Genomic DNA, 23,801 nt, shown 5'->3' on the forward strand with positions numbered 1-23,801 from the left:
ATTATCCTCATAATTATACTAAAATCTTTTCTAAACAAAAAACATCTTGTCACAGCGTAGGAAAATGTGACAAGGTGTTTTCGGGCATAGTATATAAAATCTTGTTAACGAATAACACTTCGTAAACCCTTTACTATTGAAATATGCGCGAACTTTATTTCGTGAATGCTATCATTTCAAGAATTTGATACTGTAATTGCTATTCGATAGAATAACTTCGACTTTCCCACAAAACAGTCCTATCCTGTTTCTATTTATATAGGAAGGAAATAGATTCATATATTTTTTAAAGTTTTACCGGTGGAAATTAACTCATCTGCACTAAAGGCTCAATTTTTGCCATAAATGATTGATGCAGCGCCTCAACACCTGTTACTAAATGAAGGCGGTCAATAACGACAGATACTTTAATTTCTGATGTACTTACCATTTTAATATGAATATCTTCTTCTTTTAAAGTAGTGAACATATTCGCAGCAACTCCTGGATTAGAGACCATACCAGATCCTACAATGGATACTTTTGCTAAATAATTTTCATATTCTACAGATTCATAGTGAAGTGTTTCTTGATTTTGTTCTAATACCTCTAATGTTTCTTTTAAATCATTAGAATGGATTGAGAAGGAGAGGTGAACAGTTCCTTCATTTGTAATACTTTGAATGATGATATCTACATTAATATGTGCTGTTGCCAATGTAGAGAAAACTGTTGAGAGTGCACCTTGTTCTAATCCTTTCATTGTGACGCGTGTAATATTATCTTCAAATGCAATACCTTTAACGATTGATTGTTGTTCCATGTTACATTCTCCTTTTACAATTGTTCCGTTTTCTTGTTCCATACTTGAGCGAACTTCTAACATGACATTATGATTTTTAGCAAACTCAACAGCACGCGGGTGTAATACACCAGCACCGAGGTTTGCTAGTTCTAGCATTTCGTCATAAGAAATTTCATCTAATTTATAAGCATCTTTTACAACTCGTGGGTCCGTCGTATATACACCGGTCACATCCGTGTAAATATCACATTTTTTTGCTTTCAGTGCAGCAGCTAATGCAACAGCAGTTGTATCAGAACCACCGCGTCCAAGCGTTGTAATTTCATGTTCTTCACTGGCTCCTTGGAAGCCAGCTACAATAACAATCGTACCTTCAGTAAGATAAGATTGAATTCGATCTGTATGAATGTCAGTAATCCGTGCACTACTATGTACAGATTCTGTCGTAATACCAGCTTGCCATCCTGTTAATGAAATCGCGTTATAACCTTTTGCTTGTAGTGCCATCGTTAATAATGAAATAGTAACTTGCTCTCCTGTTGATAGAAGCATATCCATTTCGCGTTTACTCGGATTTTCTGAAATCGCGTTAGCAAGTGCTACGAGTTCATCTGTGTTTTTTCCCATTGCTGAAACGACAGAGACGATACTATGTCCTCGTTCATATTCTTCAATAATTAAATTTGCTACATGTTGGATGCGCTCAACGCTTCCAACAGAAGTGCCACCAAATTTTTGTACAATCGTTTCCATTACGAATTCCTTCTTTCATCCATTTTTAAGAATAGATTAGGACATATATAGATCCCAATATTCCTGTAGTTACCAGAGAAAAACAAAAAACACCATCTCAAATAAGTGAGGATGGTGCTGTTACAGGAAAAGGGAAACAGAAAACGGAGCTAATAAAAAAACCGCCAAAAAAGGAATACCATAAAAATGATATCTCTTTTTTGTAGATAGCTCTTCATACATACACTTCTGTACATATGACAGTTCTGTTTCTATTCGAAAACAGCCCCAATCGATAAATGCAGAGAAAATTATCGATTTCGGCAATACTTCCTTTCATCTAATTTCATAGACATCTCTGTGTCTCCATTAGAATAATCATAAGTATCGCAACCTCTATCTCACGTTTTAGGCGAGAGTGTTTGATTTATGAAGTTGTTGGTAACATTTGTTTTATAATAATTTAAATTTTTCGGGGAATCAAGTGTTTTGTATGAATTTTAAAAATTCTTTCTTTTCTTGAAGGAGTTTGTGAAAACTGTAGCAAAATAAATTCATAGCATGTACATTAAATTTATAGTGCATAGGAGGTGGAAGAATGAAGGGGAAAAAGCCTATTTATGTTTCGGCAGAAATGAACACAACAATGGAAAAATTATGGGTATATACACAGGAACCAGATATACATATAGAATGGGATGCTCGCTTTACTGAAATTTCGTATTTAAAGAAAAAAGAAGGAGAACCGCAGAAGTTTTTATATAAAACTAAAATTGGATTAGGACTTGAAATAGCTGGTGAAGGGGAATCGATAGGAGAAATAAGAAAAGAAACGGGTGAACGGATTTCTTCTTTAAAATTTTGGACAGCAAATAAATTATCACTTATTCAAATAGGGCGTGGTTATTGGAAGTATACACCGCGTAAAGAACACATTCATTTTGAGACGCAATATGATTACGATACGAGGTTTGGTCGTATAGGAAATGTAATAGATTTCTATATGTTTCGTCCGTTATTAGGCTGGGCGACTGCTTGGAGTTTTGATGCTTTAAAATTATGGTTAGAAAAGGGACTTCATCCGAGATTACTAATTAGAAGAACAATGACATATTGGCTTGTATGTTTTTTGTTTGCTTTTGTATGGATGTATCAAGGAATAGTGCCGAAACTAGTGTTTACTCATTCAGAAGAAGTAAAAATGCTATCTGTGATAATTGGTTCAACGGAATATAGTATTTTTGTACTTAAAATAATTGGATTATTAGAAATTATTTTTGGTGCCATATGGCTGTTGCCATTTCCAAAACGAAAAGTATTTATCGTACATATTTTTATGTTAATAGCTTTAACGATAGCGGCGGGTTTTACGAATATCGTAAGCTTTACAGAGCCGTTTAATCCAACTACATTAAACGTTCTACTTATGGGGTTATCGATTGTCGGTTATATAAATAGTTCTGATTTACCGAGTGCAAAAAATTGCAAGAGGAAGAGAAAGGAATAATGTATGGCTAATATGTATGAAAGACTATTAGGGGATTCTTATAAAAAACTTCATCCGAAATTACAGAAACGCTATGAGATCACGGAAGAAAATAGCTTTACTGGAGAAGGAGAAATGGATGAAATTTACGGAGGTTCTTTTTTCGTAAAATTGATATTAAAAATTGCATCGAAGTTTAGAATGTTTTTCTCTGAGCGGGGGAAGGAAGTGCCATTTACAATACATAATACCGCTGAGCGAGATGAACATGGAAATGAACTTGTGCGGTGGAATCGTACTTTTTATTTTCATAATAAGAAAAGATACTTTAACGCCATTATGCAGATGGATGAAGAGAATAATGAAATTTTAGATTATTTTGGTGAACCGCAAATACTTGTTTCTACATTGAATTTTCATATTGATGAGGTGGGGGCAATGCATATTTCTTCAAAGAAACAATGGTTTTACATGTTTGGAAGGAAAGTCCCGTTACCTAGGTTTTTATACGGAGAGGCCAACATTGTAGAAAGTTATGATGAAACACTACAATGCTTTCGAATTCATGTACAAGTAAGCAATCCGTTAATTGGTTCATTATTTTCATATAAGGGAACATTTGTAGAGAGGAAATAAATGATATGAAAAATATAATAGTTGGGTTTGCTTGTTATATTATTTTTCTAATATGTGAGTGGTCAAATATAAACCCGGTGGAAGCAATTATTTTATTATCTATTTTGTTATTTATACCGATGTCATTTTGCATCATTGATAAGAAAACAAGAAATGGATCGTATGTATTCTTTTATAAATTTGTATCGCCGCTATATCCAATTGCAGCAATTAATGCAACGTTAGCTTTCGTAACAAATCATTATTTCTTTGCGTTACTTTGGTTTGTATATACAGGAATTGTTGCGTTATTTGGTATAAGTAGATTGCTAGAAAGAGGATGGAAACCGTTAGAGGAGACAGCTATCGATAGTGCGTTTATGTATTTGTTTTTAGGTGGTTTCTGGTTTTTTGCTTCTGTAGCAAAGCTTTCCATTATGCACTTTAGTTCCGACATTGTTTTGCTTACAGCTGCACACTTTCATTATTCGGCATTTCTATTGCCGTTATCAGCTGGTTTAATTGGGAGGAAAAGAGAAAAGAGAAGTAAAGTATATGATGCTATTATGTTTGTCATCGTCATTTCACCTATGACAGTTGCAATAGGAATTACGTACTCGAGGGTATTTGAATTTTTTGCAGTGTTCCTATATTTATGTGCTATTTATAGTTATGGGATTTATGTTTGGTGTACGAAATTTAATGCTGTTAGTGCAAAAGTTCTCCTAATCATATCTTCTAGCACACTCATGGTAACAATTATGTTTTCACTTGTATATTCATATGGGAATTTGAAACATGTAATGACGATTACAATTGCTCAAATGGTTTGGATTCACGGTGTTGTCAATGGAATTGGAGTAGCGTTACCCGCATTTGTCGGCTGGATGATTGAAAAGAGTGCTCCGAATCATAAATATTACGGGAAACCAATGAGCAGGTTAATAGGAAATACGACAGTTGGTGAAGCATTTTTACATAACAGAAGTTTAATAGATAGCAAGGAATACAAAGGTTTAGTTGATAATATGAACGATTTTCATAGTGAGGGATTTGACATGGCGAAGATTCCTTTAAGTATTACTCGTTTTTATGAAAATACAAAAGAGTATGAGTTACAATCGCATATTAAGTGGGCTCGTTGGTTTCGTCCGGTTGCATTTTGCTATGAGAAAATGAGTAAGCGTGTAGGACAAATACATTTAGGAATGGGCGGTAGGTGGGAAACGATGCATGGCTCTATCGTCGGGATAATAGATGAGAAAGATGGAAGAGAGAATGTAAGGGCTTGGCTAAGAAAAAATGAAGCAGGAGAATCTATTTTTGTAGCTCTTTACTCAAAGCACACATATAAGAGCGAGACATATATGAATATTGCATTACCTTTACCATATTCGAATATGACGGGGGTTTTAAAATTATGTAATAAGAGTAATGATTTAATCATTACTAGTAAGCTGAGAAGAAATGGTAAAGGAGATGAGGGGATTTATTTACATACTCGTTTCTTTACAATTCGTTTACCGTTAGCAGAGACTTTTATTATAAAGGAGAACACGAATCACATATTAGAAGCTAACCATAGAATGTGGATATTTGGAGTTAAGTTTTTAGAAATTGATTATGAGATTAAGAAAATAGAAGGAAAGTGAAAAAAGCTTGGAGAGATACCAAGCTTTTTTTACGTATGCGTAATTGTCATAGCAACTTGTTTATCTAAGTCTTGGTCCCAAACACGTTGAATTTCAAACGTACCTATTTCAAAAAATAATGGGAATCTCTCTTTAAACCAATCTTGCATAGGAAGATTTAGTGCTGTATCGATTGCTACCCATGATAATTCGCCTTCAGGAGGATTCAAAAGGAGTTCACCTTCAAATGAATCTGTCCAATAGTTAAATACCATATATCGAACATTTTCTTTCGGATTTACGTATTCATCTAATCCCTTAAAAGTTAAATTTGAAACAAGTAATCCAGTTTCTTCTTTTACTTCTCGTTTAGCAGCTTGAACGATACTTTCTGGGAAATCTACTTTTCCGCCAGGAGCGATGTAGCCAGGAAAACCTCGATGATCGGGGCGTTTTATAAGTAAAACTTCATTATTTCGCTGGATCATACACATTGTATAGATGCGGTGCTCGATGTTATGAGAATTTTGAGGCATAATAATGTATTCTCCTTTATATTTATTTTGATAATTTTACCATAACATAATGGTTTCTTATATAATCGAAAAAGAATATTGGGAATTTTTAGTGATATATAATAAAGTCTATAATCATTTGAAAAAAGGAGAGAGAAATGCAAGGGGACGTACAAAGAGAAAAAGCTTTGGGGGATGCCGGCATTATCACCGTATTAATTCCATGGTTATTTAATGTTCATCATCATTTTGAAGCATATGTGTATGGATTAGGAATGGCATCCTCTGGTGTTGGAGCTGTAATTGCCGCCTAATATTTGGCGTGAGAGAACGGTGGCATAAGCGGGGATTACTTGCCTATGGTGGTGTATTAATAAGTGGTTATACGCTTTTAATAATGCCATTTATTGCTTGGGCACCTGCATTAATTGGATTAATGGCAATTGAAGGGTTCGGTATGATGATATTTGGACTCATTTGGGAAACAAGTTTACAAGAGCTTGTACCAGAAGAAGCATTTGGAAGAGTGGCAAGCCTTGATATGCTAGGTTCATTTGCTTTAGTGCCACTAGGTTATGTGGTTGTAGGATGGTTAGCTACTGTCATAGGTGGCGAGATAACGATTATAACACTAGCTATATTAGTACTTGTAACAATTGGAGTAGCATTATGTGTACCAAGTATTCGACGATTTGATTGATGATATAAGGGAAAGGAGAATAACTTATATGATTATAGAAAACTTGAACGATATAGTAGCAAAGGAATTGGCCAGCCAATACACTTTGCAGGAAAAGGTCTTTGAAGCAAAAAATTTCACAGTCTATATCGCCACCCATAGAGAAAATAAGCTAACATATAATCAACTAGTATTAGTAAAACATCTTTGTAACGAAAAGCCTTCCGTACATATTTGGGACAAGAAAATTAGTACGGAAGCAACAGAACTAGAAATCACAGAAGAAGTAACGGAAGCGATTCAATCTGGTTTTGTAAATGAAGAATAAGCCCTAATCAAATTAGGGCTTATTCTTCATTAAACACAAATGTTTGTTTCATTTGTTCCTCCTCATTTACCGGATGACCGTTGTATGAGAAATTTTTTTCTTCCCAAGTAATGACGACTTTGAAATTATGGCTGTTAAAGTCTAATGGGAATACGATGTAGTCAAAGCTTGTCTGACTTTTTGAAACGTTGTTATGTAATGTAGTAGGATTAAAACTAGCTTTAAAGGTAGGAATGTTATCAACTATTTCTACAGCTACGTTTGACACATCATTGCCGATGTTTTTTACGAGTAAGCGATATGTATCGTATACACCTTGTTTTTGCTGCGCTGCTTGCTTGTTTACGTTATAGGATTTATCAATTTCGATATACCACTGTTTTGATTTTGATTCAATTGGTAGTGATTGGAATGTGTATGCACTAACTTGTATTGGTAGTGCGAAACAGATTAGTGCAAAGAGAGAAAATATTATTCGTTTCATTTTTAGAGAGCTCCCATTCTGTAACGGATTTATTTATTAGTATCTTCTCTTTATGTGAGTATATACCATATAATGTAAGGTGGTATTTATGACACTCATGAATGTAATTTACATTTTAAATGCGAATATTAACTGCTGTATTCTTTATAAAAGCTGTGTAGAGATTTTTCTACACAGTTTTTTCTAATGTGAAAAAATTGCCAATAATATGTTAAAATAACATTGTCATACAACAAGGGGGATTTGTTTTATGGAAAATGGACATCTTGCTAAAGTAGATGTAACGAAAAGAATTGAATCGAAATCTAAGTACAATAAGAAACTTGAAAAATATCAAAGGCGCTTATTAGCGTTGCAGCAAATTGTAAAAGAGGAAAAAATCGCAGTTATGCTCGTTATGGAAGGCTGGGATGCGGCTGGAAAAGGCGGAGCGATTAAGCGAGTGACAGAACACCTTGATCCACGTGGGTTCCAAGTAAATCCAATTGGAGCACCAGCACCTCATGAAAAACGGCACCATTACTTGCAACGTTTCTGGCGGAAACTACCTCAGTACGGGCAAATTACTATTTTTGATCGCTCATGGTACGGCCGTGTGTTAGTTGAGCGTGTTGAAGGTTTTGCTACAAAGGAAGAGTGGACGAGAGCGTATGATGAGATTAATGATTTTGAAAAACTATTAACAGATGATCATTATATAGTCGGAAAGTTTTTCTATCATATTAGTAAAGATGAACAATTAAAGAGGTTTAAAGATAGAGAGAACAACCCTTTGAAAAAATGGAAAATTACAGACGAAGATTGGCGCAACCGTGAAAAATGGGATGAGTATGTTAAAGCGATGGAAGACATGTTTGAAAAAACAAATAAGCCAAATGCAAAATGGCAAATTATCGCGAGTAACGATAAATTATATGCTCGATTGAAAACGTTGAAAGTGATCATTTCATTAATTGAGGATTACCTTTTAGAACATAATATAGAATTACCTTCGTATTATTATGAAATGAAAGAGGGTAAGACAGAAGGTTTTGAAGCTAATCAAGATGAAGTTGTAAAATAGTACAAAGTTTGTATATGAAATATAAAGTAGAGCCACCCTGTAATTTTAGATAATAAAATTACAGGGTGTTTTTATTTAGAAACATTTTACAATTAACGGAATGAGGTATATAATCAATAATCATATTAACGTCGTTAATATGATTATTGATTATATATAGTATGGAGGTTTTATTTTGAAGGGAAGAGATGTTATTTTAGGCTTGTTAATGGGAAAAGAAATGTCTGGTTATGATATTAAAATTGTGTTCGAAGACGTATTTACTCATTTCTTTGATGGGAGTTTTGGAATGATTTACCCAACGTTACGACAGTTGGAAAAAGAGGGGAAAATAAAGAAAGAGGTTATTATGCAAGAAGGAAAACCGAATAAGAAAATGTACTTTATTACAGATGAAGGGCGTGAAGAGTTTTATCAGTACATGCAAACAGATGTAGAGAAAGATGTTTTACGTTCAGATTTTTTAATGAGGATGTATTTCGGTAATTATAGCGATGACAAGGCAATAAAAAAATGGATTGCGGACGAAATTGAAAGGAAAGAAGCATATATTGCGGATCTTCGTTTGAAATATGAAAAGTGGAGAGAAGGTATTACTTTTGTTGAAGAAATTTCACTAGATGTAGGTATCGCATCGTATAGTGCTCAAGTAGAGACGTTGAAAAGAAAACTAGAGCAACTAGAAGTAAAAAAACACAATAAAACGGAAGAATGAAAAACACGTTCATAATAAATAAAGGGGTAGATGAACATGGAGCAATCAAAGGGTATTAAGATTGTCTTTTTAATGTGCTTAGGTATATTTCTTTGTATGATTGATACGACAATTATGAATATAGCTTTACCAGCCATACAAACGAGTGTAAATACTTCATTAGAAAAGATGTCTTGGATATTAAATGTTTATACGATGACGATTGCAGTACTAGCCATTCCACTAGGACGGATAGCTGATATTTTTGGGAAAGCAAAGATGTATATTCTTGGTTTGATAATTTTTGGTGGTGGATCAGTGCTTTGTGCTTTTGCCAATACGGGCGATTTTCTTATCTTTTCTCGTTTTATACAAAGTATTGGTGCAGCAATTTTATTTCCGACAAGTATGGTAATCGGCGTATCAGCAATGCCATTAGCAAAGAGGCATGTTGCACTTGCAATTTTAGGGGTAACACAAGGACTATCAGCTGCAATGGGACCAGTAATAGGTGGAATTATTACACAAAATTTCGGTTGGAGATGGGTGTTCTTCGTAAATGTTCCAATTTGTATTCTTGGAATCATTTTATGCTGCATTATGCTGCAAATAAAAAATGAAGAACGTATTATCTCAAAAATAGATTGGGTAGGACTACTATTAAGTAGCACAGCAATTTTTTCTTTTACTCTCATATTAGTAAAAGGCAATACATGGGGATGGCAAAGTAATATTGCTTTGTCTTGTTATGCAATTAGCACTATTTCTCTTATTCTATTTGTTTTAGTAGAACGAAAGATTCATAATCCAATGGTGAATTTAAAGTTATTTCAAGATCGAATGTTTGTCGGAGCGTCTATCGTTGTCATATTAAGTAATTTATTTTTAATTGGAGTAACTGTATTACTTCCAACGTTCTTGACGAAAATACAAGGTCGAACGGAAATTGAAGCAGCTTTTTTAGTGACACCTATTTCAGCAATGATATTTTTTGTCTCACCAGTTGCAGCAACTTTAATTAAAAAACTCGGAAAAGTAACTATTATTTTGTCAGGCTTTCTTGTTATGGGTTTCTCTTATTATTGGTTGCAAATGATTGATGTTAATTCAACAAATATAGAAATTATTATTCCATGTATGATATTAGGTGTTGGGTATGGTTTAGTAGTAGGTCCAATTACAGTTTTAAGTGCTTCTTCGTTTGAAGGGGAATTATTAACCGCTTCTCAAAGTGTTGTCTCGATGTTGCGGCAAGTAGGAATTGTATTAGCAGTTGCAATATTTGTATCTAACTTAACGCACAATTTAGCTGTAAATAAAGAGAATGTATATCGTTATGCAGAAGAAAAAGTGCATAATATTCATGTGGATAGCTCACAGCAAGCTGAAATACTACAAGTAACAAAAGAAAAAATAGAGAACCAAAGTATAGAACCAAGTGTAGAAAAGCATCAAAATAAAACATTTGTAGGGTTAAATAAAGAGAAAAAAGATGCATTAATTCACCAAAAAGTGGATGAAGTATTAAGAGAAATTCCAGTAGAATATAGAGATGTAAAAAGAGAAGAAGTTATGAATCAAGTGACAAATGAAGTTGAAAAACAAGAGGAAAGTATAAAGAAAGAAGTACGTGCATTTTCGAATGATGTGAATCATTATGCTAAGAATCAGATGGCTATGAGTTTTACAGATTTATATAAAGCAAGTGTGCCAATTATTTTAATTTGTGCTTTAGTAAGTTTGTTATTTTCGGAAAGAAAGGCTTTGAGTAAAAAGAGAAGGGAAAGAGTAGTAGAGGAAGTGTAAAGATAACAGGCTATTAGCAGCCTGTTTTTTATTGTTTTCTCCTTGCATATTGTGAATAATAGTATTTTTAATATAGCATGGGAGAAGTCGAGTTTGGTTAGAAAGTTTTTTAGAATGGAAGAGATAAATGGAAAACAGCATTGAATATGTAACGTTAAACATAGTACATTAACAAGAGGATTTAATTTTAAAGGGAGGATGAGGAATTGTTAGATAGGGCGGGGGCTTTAAAAAGTAATCGTATGTATACAGAAGAAGAGCAACGAAAATTATACAAACGAACATTACTAATCGTAAGCATTTCACAAATGTTCGGCGGAGCAGGGTTGGCTGCTGGGATTACAGTAGGTGCACTCCTTGCGCAGCAAATGCTTGGGACAGATGCATATGCAGGATTGCCGGCAGCAATGTTTACAATGGGATCTGCGGTAGCAGCTTTCTTTGTTGGGAAGTTATCGCAAAAACATGGTCGCCGCATAGGGCTTGCAGGAGGTTTTATAGTAGGTGGACTAGGGGCTATTGGAGTTGTGGTGGCAGCTTTAACAAATAGTATTATTCTTTTACTAGTTTCTTTACTTATATATGGCGCGGGCACAGCTACGAATTTACAAGCGCGTTATGCTGGAACAGATTTAGCGAATAAGAAGCAAAGAGCAACCGCTATTAGTATTACGATGGTAATGACGACTTTTGGTGCAGTCGCAGGTCCAAATTTAGTAGGTGTAATGGGAAGGTTTGCTCATTCAATTGGAATTCCTGAACTTGCTGGTCCGTTCATATTATCAGCAGCTGCATTTATACTGGCGGGTCTTGTCCTTTTTGTTATGCTTCGTCCAGATCCGTTACTTATTGCAAATATGATAGAAACATATAAACAAGAACATACAAATAAAGGGCAAGCAGTAACAGAAGAAGCGACAGAAAACAAACGAGGTATTACTGTTGGGGCTATCGTAATGATACTTACACAAATCGTGATGGTTGCGATTATGACGATGACACCGGTTCATATGGGGCATCACGGTCATGGATTAAGTGCAGTAGGACTTGTGATTGGTTTTCATGTAGGTGCAATGTATCTTCCATCTCTCGTTACAGGAATGTTAATTGATAAAATTGGCAGAACTACGATGAGTATAGCTGGTGGAGTAATTTTACTAGCAGCAGGTGTCATAGCTGCGATAGCGCCGAGTGATTCTTTAATACTATTAATTGTTGCTTTGTCTTTACTTGGATTAGGATGGAACCTTGGTTTAATAAGTGGTACGGCTCAAATTGTTGATGCAACTATACCTTCCACACGTGCAAAAACACAAGGGAAAATAGATGTGTTTATTGCGCTAGCTGGAGCTTCAGGCGGAGCGATGTCAGGTATGGTAGTAGCGAATTCAAGTTATGCGGCACTGTCATTAGCTGGAGGAGCTTTAGCTTTCATGCTGATTCCTGTTGTGATATGGGCTCGGACAGGTAAATAAAATTAAGATAAAAAAAGCTGCGTTCAAAGAGAGGTAACCAATCTTTGAATGCAGCTTTTTTGTAGTTAGTTGTTTAAAAGAAAAATTTCAGTTTAAATCCCACTCCACAATAAGGCCTAAATGCGTAAGACCACCACCAAATCCGTATAGTAAAAGTGTGTCTCTGTTATTTAATTTCCCTTCTTTTCTAGCTAAATCTAGAGCGAGTGGAATGGAAGCTGAAGATGTATTCCCCATGTATTTTACACTCGTTAAAGTTTTTTGAATTGAAATTTCGGTTTTCTCACAAATAGATTCAATCATTCGTAAGTTAACACTGTGTGGTATGAACCAGTCTATATCATCTATTTGCATATTTGCAGTATGTAATAGTTCTTTTATACCTGCTGGCACCGTACGTGTTGCCCATTTATATACTTCTCTCCCATTTTGCACGATTTTTTCATTTGTTTGCAGTTGTGTGCCATTCATAGTAGTAGATAAGTTTGTTCGGTATAGATGAATACCACCGTGCCCATTTGTTCCCATATGAGCAGCAATAAAGCTCGGTTTGTTTTCATCTCTTTCTAATAAAATAGCTCCAGCACCATCGCCGAATAAAATGCAGGTCGTTCTATCGGTGTAATCAGTAACTTTAGATAATGTCTCTGTCGCTACGACTAGTACTTTTTCATGTGAGCCAGAAGTAATCAAGCTATTCCCAACGTGCAGACCATATGTGAAACCAGCGCAAGTTGCATTTAAATCAAATGCTATTGTATGAGGTATGTTGAAGTGTTGTTGTATTTGACATGCGACACTAGGAAAAACATAGTCAGCGGTTGTTGTAGCGACGATGATACAGTCTATATCTTCTAAGTTCTTTTTAAAAGTTGTACATAAATTTTCAATTGCTTTAATGGCTAAGTGTGAGGAGTATTCATCTTCGCTAGCAATTCTTCTTTCCTTCATTCCTGTTCTTTGTACAATCCATTCATCATTCGTATCGATCATTTTTTCTAAATCATTATTAGATAACATTTGATTTGGAACATGAGTACCAATTGCAGTAATACGAGATTTAGAATTCATAGGAACAGCTCCTAATTTATTTTTATAACTTGATACTAATATCAGATGGTAAAACAGTCAACAGGTTATGAAATAATTTAATATCCTTATATAAAAAATGAGCGAAAAGGGATATGAGAAGGGATGTCAAAATAATATACAGAAAGCTTCTGAAATTGATAATGAAAGGGTCTGAGATTCTTGAAAAGAATCGTTTATTTGTTGTCTCTTGTTTTGATTTGTAGTTTTATTTTTTCAGATAAGTCTTATGCGTGTGATTGCACTAAAGTATCCACAGAAGATGCATTTCAAAAAACAGATGTAGTGTTTGAAGGTAAGGTGTTAGAAGTTCAAGAGAGAGAGGGGGAAATGAAAACATTATTTGAAGTGAAGAAAATTTGGAAAGGGACAAGCTCTTCGCAAATTATTATATATACAAGTTTTGGTAGCTGTACATTTCGTTTTGCAGAGGGAGGAGAATATTTAGTCTTTTCTTCTTATAGAGGGGAGGGGAAATTAGAGACATCTATGTGCAGTGGAACACAGAGATTAGATGAGGCAGAGCTGAAGAGAAACGCCTTAAGTCATATTGCAAAAGAGTCAGCTCCAACGAAGAAAGTGGATTTAAAAGGTGAGATGGTGAACGGTTTAAGTTGGTGGCAAGTTGCTGTTATTTCTATAGGTGTGTTATTGATTATTGCAGTTGTTATTTTTATTGTAAGAAAAACGCGCAAAAAATGACGCTTAAAGTAAAAATATAAAGAATTTCTTTAGCGTGAGATAGGCTGTTAAATCTTGTGAAAGCGAATTACTTATGCTACACTTTATGTAACTTAAAATGAACGGAGGGGCTTCCTTTGATCTTAATCAGATTACGTCTCAATACTTTGTGCAAATAATTGAATAGCGCTCAAAGGCTCTGTCTGTGTGCAGAGTGAACGGGATTGGTCTGCCTATTTTAAAGGAACCCTTTATTAAGCTTATATGTGAAAAAGAGGGAGGGACGAATACGCCCTCTTTTTGTTTTGCCTTTATAAATAGAATGGGATCGTATAGGTGAACACTTATTGTGGATGCGTATATGATCATGGGACTTTTTGACTATGAGATAGGATGAAAGTATAACTTTCTTCTATTTCTTTGGTGAACCCTTATCCGTTTACGAAAGCACAGGCAGTAACCTGTGTTTTTTATTTTACGTAATCGAAATGGAGGAATAAATATATGGAAGAATTATTACAAAGAGCAGTTTTAGTTGGAGTAAATTTAGGTAATGAAGAGGATTTTGCATATTCAATGGAAGAGCTAACAAATCTTGCAGAAGCTTGTGATGTAGAGGTAATTGGGCAAGTGACGCAAAATTTACAACGAGTAAATCCATCCCATTATATTGGAAAAGGAAAAATCGAAGAAGTAGCAGCTTATGTAAATGAAGTAGATGCGAATATGGTAATCTTTAACGACGAATTATCTCCTTCTCAAATTCGAAATTTAGAAGCGGATTTAGATTGCAAAGTAATTGACCGTACCATATTAATTTTAGATATTTTTGCGCAACGTGCGAAAACGAAAGAAGCACAGTTGCAAGTAGAGGTAGCACATCTTCAGTATATGATGCCTCGTTTAATCGGTCTTCGTGAATCGTTAGGAAGACAGAGCGGCGGAGTTGGTACGAAAAATAAAGGTGTCGGTGAGAAGAAATTAGAGTTAGATCGTCGTAAAATTGAAGAACAAATTTCAGTTTTAAATAAAGATCTAGAAGCACTTGTTGCCCAGCGTCAAACGCAGCGAAAGCAACGTAAGAAAAATGAAGTACCAGTTGTAGCATTAGTAGGCTATACGAACGCCGGAAAGTCAACGACGATGAATGCGATGCTTGAAATTTACAATGGTACTGAAGAAAAACAAGTATTTGAAAAAGATATGTTATTCGCGACGTTAGAAACATCTGTGCGAAATATTGATTTGCCAGATAACAAATCATTCTTATTAACGGATACAGTTGGATTTGTAAGCAAATTACCGCATCACCTTGTGAAAGCGTTCCGTTCAACGTTAGAAGAAGTAGCGGAAGCAGACCTACTTATTCACGTTGTAGATTACGCGAATCCAAATTATGAACAATTAATTGATATTACAAATGAAACGTTAAAGAAAATTGGAGTAGAAAATATTCCAACCATTTATGCTTATAACAAATCAGATATGGTAGATGTTGAAATTCCGAAAGTACAAGAAGATCGCGTTTATTTATCGGCGAAGAAACATGTTGGAATGGAAGAGCTTGTAGAAATGATTCGCTCACACATCTATAAAGAGTATAAGAAGTGTGAAATGTTAATTCCGTATGATCAAGGACAGGTAGTTTCTTATTTCAATAATCATGCGCACGTTTTATCTACAAGTTATGAAAACGAAGGTACGAAACTAGAAGTAGAATGTAAGACGAGTGATTACGAAAAGTATAAGCGTTTTGCAATATAAGAAAAAAGGCGATCCTAATATATGTTAGGATCGCCTTTTTCTTATTCTGTAATAGAGGCCCACTTATAAGAATAAATTCCTGCAAATGGACGAATGACAACATCTTTTACTGTTGGACGTTCTAAATATACCAGGCCTGATTGGAAGATTGGAGCGATAGTTGCATCATCTTCCAGTAAAATTTTCTCTGCATCTTGGAACGCTTTCCAACGTGTTGGTAAATCAGTTGCTAAAGTAGAGCTCGTTTTCTCAATTAATTCGTCGTATTGTTTGTTTGAATAGCTCATCTTATTAAACGGTCCGTCAGTGACAAACATATTTAAAAATGTTGTAGGATCAGGATAATCTGGTCCCCATGTAGAAAGTGAAATTTCATAGTCACCATTTCCTTCACGATCTAAAAATGCTTTTACTGGAAGGGGCTGTAATGTGATTTTTAAGCCAGGTAAGTTTTTCTCCAATTCACCTTTTAAAAACTCGCTAATTTTTTTATCGTTAGACTCATCAGTTGTTATGATTGAAAGAGAAGCATTTTGTAAATTTGTTTCTTTTTTCGCAGTTTCCCATAGTGTTTTAGCTTCTTTCACATTTGTTTCTACTTTTACATTACTTGTACTGCGAAAATCTTTATTATCAGGTCCTTTTACGAATCCTTTCGGAACGAATGCATTCGCAGGTATAGAACCATTATTTAAAATCGTTGTTGCGATTCCTTGTTTATCAAAAGCGAGCGAAATAGCTTTTCGAGCGTTTTTGTTTGCTAATAAAGGATTCTTTTGGCTAAATCGGAAAAATGTCATAGAAGGACGTTCCATTTTCTTTAAGCTCGGATCTTTTTGATATTTATCAACAAACTCTGAATTAATCGTAATTCGGTCTACTTGTTTGCTTTCAAATAAATTCACGGCTGTGGAAGTATCTTTTACGATATTTACATTAATTTCACTTAACTTCACATTTTTATTATCCCAGTAGTTCGGGTTTTTTGTCATTTTATAACTTGTATCATGTTTCCATTCACTTAATTGAAACGGCCCGTTATAAACTACATTTGCAGCTTCAAGTCCGTAATTTTTCCCTTGTGCTTCTACAACCTTTTTGTTTTGAGGATAAAATGTTGCAAATCCCATTAACCCTAAAAAGTATGGAACGGGGTGTTCTAACTGTACTTCAAGCGTTTTATTATCAATCGCCTTTACACCAAATGAATCAATTGGTAATTCTTTTTTATTTATTTTTTCAGCGTTTTTAATATCGAACATAATATGTGCGTATTCAGAAGCAGTTTCTGGATTTATAGCACGTTTCCATGCATATTCAAAATCATGAGCAGTCACTGGATCACCATTTGACCATTTTGAATCGTGTAATGTGAATGTATATGTTTTTCCGTCTTCGCTCAGTTTGTATGATTCAGCTGCCGCAGGAACAGGTTTATTGTCAGGACCAGGCATATATAATCCTTCCATTACGTTGTTTAATGCAGCGTAAGAAAACCCATCAGTTGCGATAGATGAATCAAGTGTAGAAATTTCCCCAGCTTCTACAATGTTTAATACTTGTTTTGAAGATTCTTTTTTCTTTTCTACGGTAGTTGTTGCCTCTTGTTTTTGACCACATGCTGTTAAAAACATAGATAATGTGATTGAGAGTGCAACGATTCCTTTAGTTTTTCTCTTCATTGTTGTCATCCTTCCCTTCATCTCTGTCCTAGTATAAAAGAAAATATAGAAAATTTCTATAAATAAATCCGATAAAACATATAGAAAAAATATATTATGTAAGAAGTGATATTTCTGGAAAAATAAATGAAACCAGTATAGAATGGAAATGTTTCAAAAGTCAGAATTTATCGAGGTTAAAGTTTTACTTTATTACACTTGCTGTAATAAATATATATTTTGTACAGGAAGGAGAAATACACGTATGCAGGCAGTTTCGCAAAAAAACACTGTTGAAACACCGACGATATATCGAATACTATTTGCGATTAGTTTCGGTCATTTTTTAAATGACTCGATGCAAGCAGTCGTGCCGGCATTGTTTCCTATTTTGGAAAAAACGATGAATTTATCCTATATGCAAGTAGGGTGGATAGCGTTTGCATTAAATATGACGTCATCGATTATGCAGCCGGTTTTTGGTATGTATTCAGATAAGAAGCCATCACCATTTTTATTACCGCTCGGTATGTTTTCGAGTATGCTTGGGATGATTGGACTTGCGTTTGCACCGAACTTTATTATTGTTATTATTTCTGTTTTATTTATCGGATTAGGTTCCGCAGTCTTTCATCCAGAAGGTGCTCGTGTTGCTTATATGGCAGCCGGTGCAAAACGAGGTTTAGCGCAAGCGATTTATCAAGTGGGAGGAAATACAGGGAATTCCCTAGCTCCTATTTTTACAGCGTTAATTTTCGTTCCGCTCGGCCAAATTGGCTCTTTAGGTTTTACAGCTTTTGCGGCAGTAGGAATTGTATTATTAATTTTCGTATCAAATTGGTATAGGAATGAATTAGCAACTGGCGCTGTGAGAAGGAAAAAGAGGGCTGCGCTTGAGGCGGAAAATGCGATTGTAAGTACACATATTAAATTTGTTATTATACTTCTTGTTTTTCTTACTTTTGTACGTTCTTGGTACGGTGCTGGTATCGGGAATTTTTATCAATTTTACTTAATTGAACATTACGGTTTATCTATAAAAAATGCCCAGTATTTCGTATTCGCATTTATGATTGCCGGTGTATTAGGAACTTTCTTTGGGGGACCGTTAGCAGATCGATTTGGAAAGAAAACAATTATTGTATTTTCAATGATAGGTTCGGCGCCACTTGCTCTTTTATTACCTCACGTTTCGCTCGTGTGGGTCGTACCGCTATTTTTATGTATCGGTTTTATTAGTTCAAGTAGTTTTAGTGTAATTGTTGTTTATGCGCAAGAGCTTGTTCCTGGAAAAGTAGGAATGGTATCTGGATTAATTGTAGGGCTTGCGTTTGGACTCGGCGCTTTAGGTTCTGTAGTCCTTGGGAAATTGGCTGACATATATAGTCTACAATTTATTATGTTACTATGTAGTTGTCTACCATTAATTGGACTTACTTCTTGGTTATTACCAAGTGATAAGAAAACGATAGAATAGGGGATGCACTATGAAATTATGTAAAAATGTTACAGAATTAATAGGAGATACACCTGTCGTCCGATTATCTAAATTTATACCAGAAGGCGCAGCGGATGTGTATGTGAAACTAGAAATGTTTAATCCGTCACGCAGTGTGAAAGACCGTGCTGCCTATAATTTACTGCATGTTGCAGAAGAGAATGGTCTCATCCAACCAGGAGATACAATTATTGAACCGACAAGTGGAAATACAGGAATAGGCTTAGCGATGAATGCAGCTGCGAAAGGATATAAAGCGATTTTAATTATGCCAGACAATATGTCAAAAGAGCGTATAAATTTATTGAAAGCATACGGCGCAGAAGTAGTTTTAACACCGGCAGAACAAAGAATGCCAGGAGCAATTGCGAAGGCGTTAGAACTGCAAAAGCAAATTCCGAATAGTTTTATTCCGCAGCAATTTGAAAATCCTGCAAACCCGAATATTCATCGTTATACGACGGCCCTTGAAATTTATGCACAAATGGATGGAGAGCTTGATGCATTCGTAGCAACGGCAGGAACTGGTGGAACTATTACAGGTACTGGGGAAACGTTAAAAGAGAAGCTACCAAACTTATATATTGCAGTAGTAGAACCGAAAGGATCTCCCGTTTTATCAGGCGGTGTTCCAGGTCCTCATAAACTAGTAGGAACAAGTCCAGGGTTTATCCCGAAAAACTTAAATACAGAAGTGTATAACGAAATTATTCAAATTGCAGACGAAGAGGCTTTAACGACAATGAGAAACTTAGCTAGACAAGAAGGTTTATTAGTTGGGCCATCGTCTGGAGCATCTGTTTACGCAGCAATTATGATAGCGAAACGTCTAGGCGCAGGTAAAAAAGTTTTATGTATTGCACCTGATACAGGAGAACGTTATTTGAGTATGGGATTATTTGAATGAAATTGATAGAAACAGCTTAATCGTGAAATTGTCACGATTAAGCTGTTTGTTTTAGGTTGTAAAGAGGGGGAGAATGAAAATGAAACTATTAAAACCAGCAAATGAATATAGCGAACAAATTATAGAGTATCGGGAGGCATTTTTACATACGGATGAAAAACCACATGGTAGTAGTTCTTTACAAAATTTTGATTCTCTCGATAATTGGTTTGAAAAAGTGAGTAGACAGGAACTAGGAGAAAACTTACAAGGTAATCGAGTACCGTCTAGTCAATTTTTAAGTTTTGAAAAAGGGGAACTTATAGGTTTTGTGAATATTAGACATCGACTAAACTCAGAATTATTGAGGGAAAGTGGTCATATTGGATATAGTGTGCATCCAAATAAACGTCGTCAAGGTTACGCTACGAAACAACTACAACTTGCATTAGATGAAGCACAAAAGTTAGGGTTACAGAAAGTGTTAATAACTTGCGATAAAGTTAATATCGCTTCGGCTAAAACGATTCAAAAGGTTGGCGGTATGTTAGAAGATGAAGTAGTTTCTGTTCATACTGGGGAAATTGTTCAGCGTTATTGGATAGAAATATGATTTAGTGGGACATTGAAAAGGGAATGCAATGCATAATATCGAAATAGATAAATGAAAAGGTAACTGTGTACTGCAATTATAGGGGGAAATGAAGTGGGATTAAAAGAGAAAGCAATAGAAATGTCGGAGATTTATAGGAGAAATCCGAAAGTAGAGACTATTATTTTAGCGGGTTCAGTAGCTAGAAAACTAGAAGATGAACATTCAGATATAGAATTACATATTTTATGGTCAATGCCACCAGAGGACGAGGATCGTAAAGAGCCTATTAATCATATTGGTGGAACAATTTTGTCATATTATCCTTACGAGGAAGAAGAATGGTCGGAAACGTATTTGACAAAAGAGGGAATTAAATTAGAGATTAGTAACTTTTTAACTGAAACAGTAGAGAAAGTTATTTCGGATGTGGTGGATCAATATGATATAAGTTATGAAAAACAATGTATCGTATCATCCGTTCATGATGGTGTTAGTTTGTATGGAGAAGAGAAAGTACATGAATTAAAAGATAGAGTGGTGGCATATCCAGAAGACCTAGCGAAACGGATGATTTCAGAAAATCTTTGGTTAAGTAATCGCTGGCATAATCGAGAGGCGCTTTTAAAAAGAAAAGACTGGCTTATGTTATATGATGTTATTTGTGAAGTGCAAAGAAATATATTTGGGGTCTTATTTGGTTTGAATAAAATGTATGTACATCACCCGGCATTTAAATGGATGCCACATAATGTGGAACGAATGATTATTAAGCCTGAAAATCTATACGAGCGTATGGCAAATACGTTAATAGGGAAACCGGAGTATAGTGTACAGGAGTTAGAAGTGTTAATTGAAGAGCTATTACATTTAGTAGAACACCATGCGCCAAAATTACATATTGCGGAACAACAAAAACGTATTCAATATGCGAAGTAAAAAAGAAGGGATGTAACAATGAGTTACCTCCCTTCTTTTTATTTGACTAATTTACCTAGTATGGGTAATCGTTGAAGTCTATCACCGAGAATATGTGAAGCAAGTCCGCTCGTTAGGACGAATAAAAGATAAACAATCCCTCCTACAGCGCCGCATATAAAGACAATAAGAAGTGATTCCATATAGGATTGTCCAGGAATCATCCATTTTAAAATCGCTTTTAATGCAATTACAACAGCAGACATTGCAGCGGAGTAAATTGTAATAAGAAGTACTGTTTTTGCTGTCTCACCAATTTTAAATTTCGCAAACTTAATGATGCAGTACAACATAATAGCATTGGAAACGAGGTATCCAAGAATTGTTCCAAGTACAGCACCGTGTCCGCCAAATAAATGTAAGAGCGGTGTATTTACTAAAACTTTAACGAGAATACCGACTGAGAAAGCGATCATCGTTTTTCTTTGATAATCGATTCCTTGTAATATAGCTGCTGACACTGTGAAAATCGCACTTAATATAGCAGAAGGTGCAAAAGAAATTAAATATTGTGATCCACCAAGTGCAATTTCAGGATTTACATAAACCATACGGAATGCATCGTAAGCGATGCTAGCAAGACCGAATGCAGCTGGGATAGTGAAGAATAATAAGACTTGAAATATCTTTGCAATTTGTTCTTGTAGTTCTTCTAGTTTCCCGCTTGTATAAGATTTCGTTATAGCCGGAATGATCGTTAATGAGAATCCAGTTGCAAGAGAAGCTGGAATCATAATTAACTTTTGGGCATAGTTCGTTATATAAGCGAAAACTGCATTCGCTGTTTCTAACGGCTCGCCCATCGCCCTAAGGACATCAGCTACAGTATATTGATCTACTAACGTGTAGAGTGGAATTGCAATACCGACAAATACAATTGGGATTGCATATCGAAGTAATTCCATATAAATATTTTTTAATGGAATATTGGATGCTCTTGACTTTAATTCTCCTTCGGGAGGCTTTAATCTGTTATATTTTTTCCAGTACAACATTAAAATCGAAACGCTGGCAAGCGCTCCGATAACAGCGCCAAACGTAGCAACTGCAACAGAAGAAGCTACGGAACCCCCTAATAGTTTTGAAATGATAAAACTACCAACTAAAATGAAAACAACGCGTGCAATTTGTTCTACAACTTGAGAAACAGCACTTGGTTTCATATGCTGAAATCCTTGAAAATAACCACGTGTAACACTCATAGCTGGTACGATAATAAGTGCGAAACTTAATGCTCGCATCGTAAGTGTTACGTCGGCGATAAATTGAGGGTCTGGCGTTTTCGAGCGAATAATAAATTGTGATATGTATGGTGCCCCAATAAATAAACTTAAAAATCCTAAGAAGCCCATAAACAGCATTAATTTTACACTAGAGTTGTATAATTTTTTGCTTGTACTATAATCACCGAGCGCATTATGCTTTGCAACAAATTTGGAAACGGCAATAGGAATACCAGCTGTTGAGAAGCTTAATAAAATACCGTACCAAGAGTATGCATATCCATATAAAGCGACCCCTTGTGTTCCGACTAATAGTTGAAAAGGGAAGAAGTATATAAAACCTAATATACGTGAAATCATTGTTGCACCACTTAATAAAGCAGTACCTTTTAAAACTTTTGAAGTAGACAAAATTCTTTCCTCCTACTCGTGCTGTCTTGCATTTATCGTATACTACTATAAACCTGTTAGAGAAGTTAATATAGTATGGAACATAAATATTCTAATATTATTCATTTAAAAGTCATATTTTACATTTTTTAAATAGAATGTAATACATAAAAATTCAAAATATAAGTTGACACTATTTTTAATGTGTGATAAAAATGATAGTAATCAATTCGGAAAATAATATTTGGGCAATGAAAGGGTATAGTAGTGAATATCTCCCTATTTCAGAGAGCTGATGGTTGGTGTGAATCAGTATATAGATTATTCATGAAGTTCGTCCTGGAGCATCTTTCATAAATCTCACATTGTGAGGAAATGAAAGACGGTAGTTTATACCGTTATCAAATAAAGTGGTGAAGATTGTTTCACAACTAGGGTGGTACCGCGATATTTATCGTCCCTACGTATTTACGTAGGGACGTTTTTTATTTAGGTCCTAACTTTGTTGTGGCTTCATAACTAGGGTGGTACCGCGATAATTTATCGTCCCTACGTATTTGCGTAGGGACGTTTTTTATTTAGGTCCTAACTTTGTTGTATCTTCATAACTAGGGTGGTACCGCGATATTTTTGTCGTCCCTACGTATTTACGTAGGGGCGTTTTTTATGATTAGGGAGGAAGTGAACGTATTAGAAAAGAGTATTGATAGAACAATATAAATACTGAACTGAAACAAAGAAAAAGAG

The 23,801-nt window shown here is 35.1% G+C and carries 20 protein-coding genes, 1 pseudogene, 1 riboswitch and 1 other annotated feature; of the genes and pseudogenes, 15 read left to right on the plus strand and 6 right to left on the minus strand.

All coding sequences use genetic code 11. From position 1 onward, the window contains the following. Positions 1–307: 307 nt before the first annotated feature. Positions 308–1,537, minus strand: coding sequence for an aspartate kinase (locus AC3WTA_RS16395; RefSeq protein ID WP_000448015.1), 1,230 nt, complete (start codon positions 1,535–1,537; stop codon positions 308–310). A gap of 199 nt (positions 1,538–1,736) precedes the next feature. Then, positions 1,737–1,923, minus strand: a riboswitch (Lysine riboswitch). Between the two features lie 191 nt (positions 1,924–2,114). On the opposite strand from AC3WTA_RS16395, the gene AC3WTA_RS16400 reads away from it, so the two are divergent. Genes AC3WTA_RS16400 through AC3WTA_RS16410 form a run of 3 tightly spaced genes read left to right on the plus strand, consistent with a single transcriptional unit; the run spans position 2,115 to position 5,269 of the window. Beyond that, positions 2,115–3,023, plus strand: coding sequence for a DoxX-like family protein (locus tag AC3WTA_RS16400; protein ID WP_000676665.1), 909 nt, complete (start codon positions 2,115–2,117; stop codon positions 3,021–3,023). A 3-nt stretch (positions 3,024–3,026) separates the two neighbouring features. After that, positions 3,027–3,638 (plus strand): DUF4166 domain-containing protein, encoded by a 612-nt coding sequence (locus tag AC3WTA_RS16405; RefSeq protein WP_000002630.1) that lies wholly within the window; start codon positions 3,027–3,029, stop codon positions 3,636–3,638. A gap of 5 nt (positions 3,639–3,643) precedes the next feature. Continuing rightward, positions 3,644–5,269: a YndJ family protein gene (locus AC3WTA_RS16410; RefSeq protein ID WP_000789540.1), complete on the plus strand. Its 1,626-nt coding sequence runs from the start codon at positions 3,644–3,646 to the stop codon at positions 5,267–5,269. A 29-nt stretch (positions 5,270–5,298) separates the two neighbouring features. Here the strand turns inward: AC3WTA_RS16410 and AC3WTA_RS16415 are convergent, their stop codons facing one another. Continuing rightward, complete coding sequence (locus tag AC3WTA_RS16415; RefSeq protein ID WP_001136060.1) at positions 5,299–5,784, minus strand: 8-oxo-dGTP diphosphatase; 486 nt, start codon at positions 5,782–5,784, stop codon at positions 5,299–5,301. Positions 5,785–5,960: 176 nt separating this feature from the next. On the opposite strand from AC3WTA_RS16415, the pseudogene AC3WTA_RS16420 reads away from it, so the two are divergent. Together AC3WTA_RS16420 and AC3WTA_RS16425 are read left to right on the plus strand one after the other, a co-directional pair. Then, positions 5,961–6,463, plus strand: a pseudogene (locus AC3WTA_RS16420) (MFS transporter); the annotation flags it as partial. A 28-nt stretch (positions 6,464–6,491) separates the two neighbouring features. Further along, positions 6,492–6,770, plus strand: a complete 279-nt coding sequence (locus tag AC3WTA_RS16425) for a hypothetical protein (RefSeq protein WP_000582862.1) — start codon at positions 6,492–6,494, stop codon at positions 6,768–6,770. A gap of 19 nt (positions 6,771–6,789) precedes the next feature. Here AC3WTA_RS16425 and AC3WTA_RS16430 read toward each other — a convergent pair whose 3' ends face one another. Continuing rightward, the gene (locus tag AC3WTA_RS16430) at positions 6,790–7,254 is read right to left on the minus strand and encodes a YozF family protein (RefSeq protein ID WP_000821220.1); all 465 of its coding nucleotides are present in this window, start codon (positions 7,252–7,254) and stop codon (positions 6,790–6,792) included. A 250-nt stretch (positions 7,255–7,504) separates the two neighbouring features. Between AC3WTA_RS16430 and AC3WTA_RS16435 the strand changes: the two genes are divergently transcribed. The 4 genes from AC3WTA_RS16435 (at position 7,505) to AC3WTA_RS16450 (ending at position 12,292) form a co-directional block, all read left to right on the plus strand. After that, the gene (locus AC3WTA_RS16435) at positions 7,505–8,317 is read left to right on the plus strand and encodes a polyphosphate kinase 2 family protein (RefSeq protein ID WP_000427327.1); all 813 of its coding nucleotides are present in this window, start codon (positions 7,505–7,507) and stop codon (positions 8,315–8,317) included. A gap of 175 nt (positions 8,318–8,492) precedes the next feature. After that, a complete protein-coding gene (locus tag AC3WTA_RS16440; protein ID WP_000678323.1) occupies positions 8,493–9,032 on the plus strand; it encodes a PadR family transcriptional regulator in 540 nt (179 codons plus the stop codon). 36 nt (positions 9,033–9,068) lie between these two features. Continuing rightward, the gene (locus AC3WTA_RS16445) at positions 9,069–10,817 is read left to right on the plus strand and encodes an MFS transporter (RefSeq protein ID WP_000438128.1); all 1,749 of its coding nucleotides are present in this window, start codon (positions 9,069–9,071) and stop codon (positions 10,815–10,817) included. 206 nt (positions 10,818–11,023) lie between these two features. After that, positions 11,024–12,292, plus strand: coding sequence for an MFS transporter (locus AC3WTA_RS16450; protein ID WP_000886938.1), 1,269 nt, complete (start codon positions 11,024–11,026; stop codon positions 12,290–12,292). 87 nt (positions 12,293–12,379) lie between these two features. Here the strand turns inward: AC3WTA_RS16450 and AC3WTA_RS16455 are convergent, their stop codons facing one another. Beyond that, the gene (locus AC3WTA_RS16455) at positions 12,380–13,363 is read right to left on the minus strand and encodes a ketoacyl-ACP synthase III (RefSeq protein WP_001086324.1); all 984 of its coding nucleotides are present in this window, start codon (positions 13,361–13,363) and stop codon (positions 12,380–12,382) included. Positions 13,364–13,543: 180 nt separating this feature from the next. Between AC3WTA_RS16455 and AC3WTA_RS16460 the strand changes: the two genes are divergently transcribed. Both AC3WTA_RS16460 and hflX read left to right on the plus strand, forming a co-directional pair. Continuing rightward, entirely contained in the window at positions 13,544–14,083 is a 540-nt protein-coding gene (locus AC3WTA_RS16460; RefSeq protein ID WP_000822954.1) for a cobalt transporter CbiN, read from the plus strand. Between the two features lie 483 nt (positions 14,084–14,566). Further along, positions 14,567–15,826, plus strand: a complete 1,260-nt coding sequence (gene hflX / locus AC3WTA_RS16465; RefSeq protein WP_000391895.1) for a GTPase HflX — start codon at positions 14,567–14,569, stop codon at positions 15,824–15,826. A gap of 41 nt (positions 15,827–15,867) precedes the next feature. Here the strand turns inward: hflX and AC3WTA_RS16470 are convergent, their stop codons facing one another. After that, on the minus strand, positions 15,868–17,508 hold the full coding sequence (locus tag AC3WTA_RS16470) for a peptide ABC transporter substrate-binding protein (protein ID WP_000824203.1): 1,641 nt from the start codon (positions 17,506–17,508) through the stop codon (positions 15,868–15,870). A 244-nt stretch (positions 17,509–17,752) separates the two neighbouring features. Between AC3WTA_RS16470 and AC3WTA_RS16475 the strand changes: the two genes are divergently transcribed. The 4 genes from AC3WTA_RS16475 (at position 17,753) to AC3WTA_RS16490 (ending at position 21,402) form a co-directional block, all read left to right on the plus strand. Continuing rightward, the gene (locus tag AC3WTA_RS16475; RefSeq protein ID WP_001149418.1) at positions 17,753–18,964 is read left to right on the plus strand and encodes an MFS transporter; all 1,212 of its coding nucleotides are present in this window, start codon (positions 17,753–17,755) and stop codon (positions 18,962–18,964) included. A 10-nt stretch (positions 18,965–18,974) separates the two neighbouring features. Next, positions 18,975–19,892, plus strand: a complete 918-nt coding sequence (cysK, locus tag AC3WTA_RS16480; RefSeq protein ID WP_000762321.1) for a cysteine synthase A — start codon at positions 18,975–18,977, stop codon at positions 19,890–19,892. A gap of 79 nt (positions 19,893–19,971) precedes the next feature. Continuing rightward, positions 19,972–20,484, plus strand: coding sequence for a GNAT family N-acetyltransferase (locus AC3WTA_RS16485; RefSeq protein ID WP_000771265.1), 513 nt, complete (start codon positions 19,972–19,974; stop codon positions 20,482–20,484). Between the two features lie 93 nt (positions 20,485–20,577). Further along, positions 20,578–21,402 (plus strand): DUF4037 domain-containing protein, encoded by an 825-nt coding sequence (locus tag AC3WTA_RS16490; RefSeq protein ID WP_000523206.1) that lies wholly within the window; start codon positions 20,578–20,580, stop codon positions 21,400–21,402. A gap of 38 nt (positions 21,403–21,440) precedes the next feature. Here the strand turns inward: AC3WTA_RS16490 and AC3WTA_RS16495 are convergent, their stop codons facing one another. After that, positions 21,441–23,075, minus strand: a complete 1,635-nt coding sequence (locus tag AC3WTA_RS16495) for a putative polysaccharide biosynthesis protein (protein WP_000107876.1) — start codon at positions 23,073–23,075, stop codon at positions 21,441–21,443. Between the two features lie 221 nt (positions 23,076–23,296). Further along, positions 23,297–23,519 (plus strand) — a binding site (T-box leader). Positions 23,520–23,801 lie beyond the last annotated feature (282 nt).

The sequence above is a fragment of the Bacillus sp. EB106-07-01-XG149 genome (assembly GCF_058791555.1).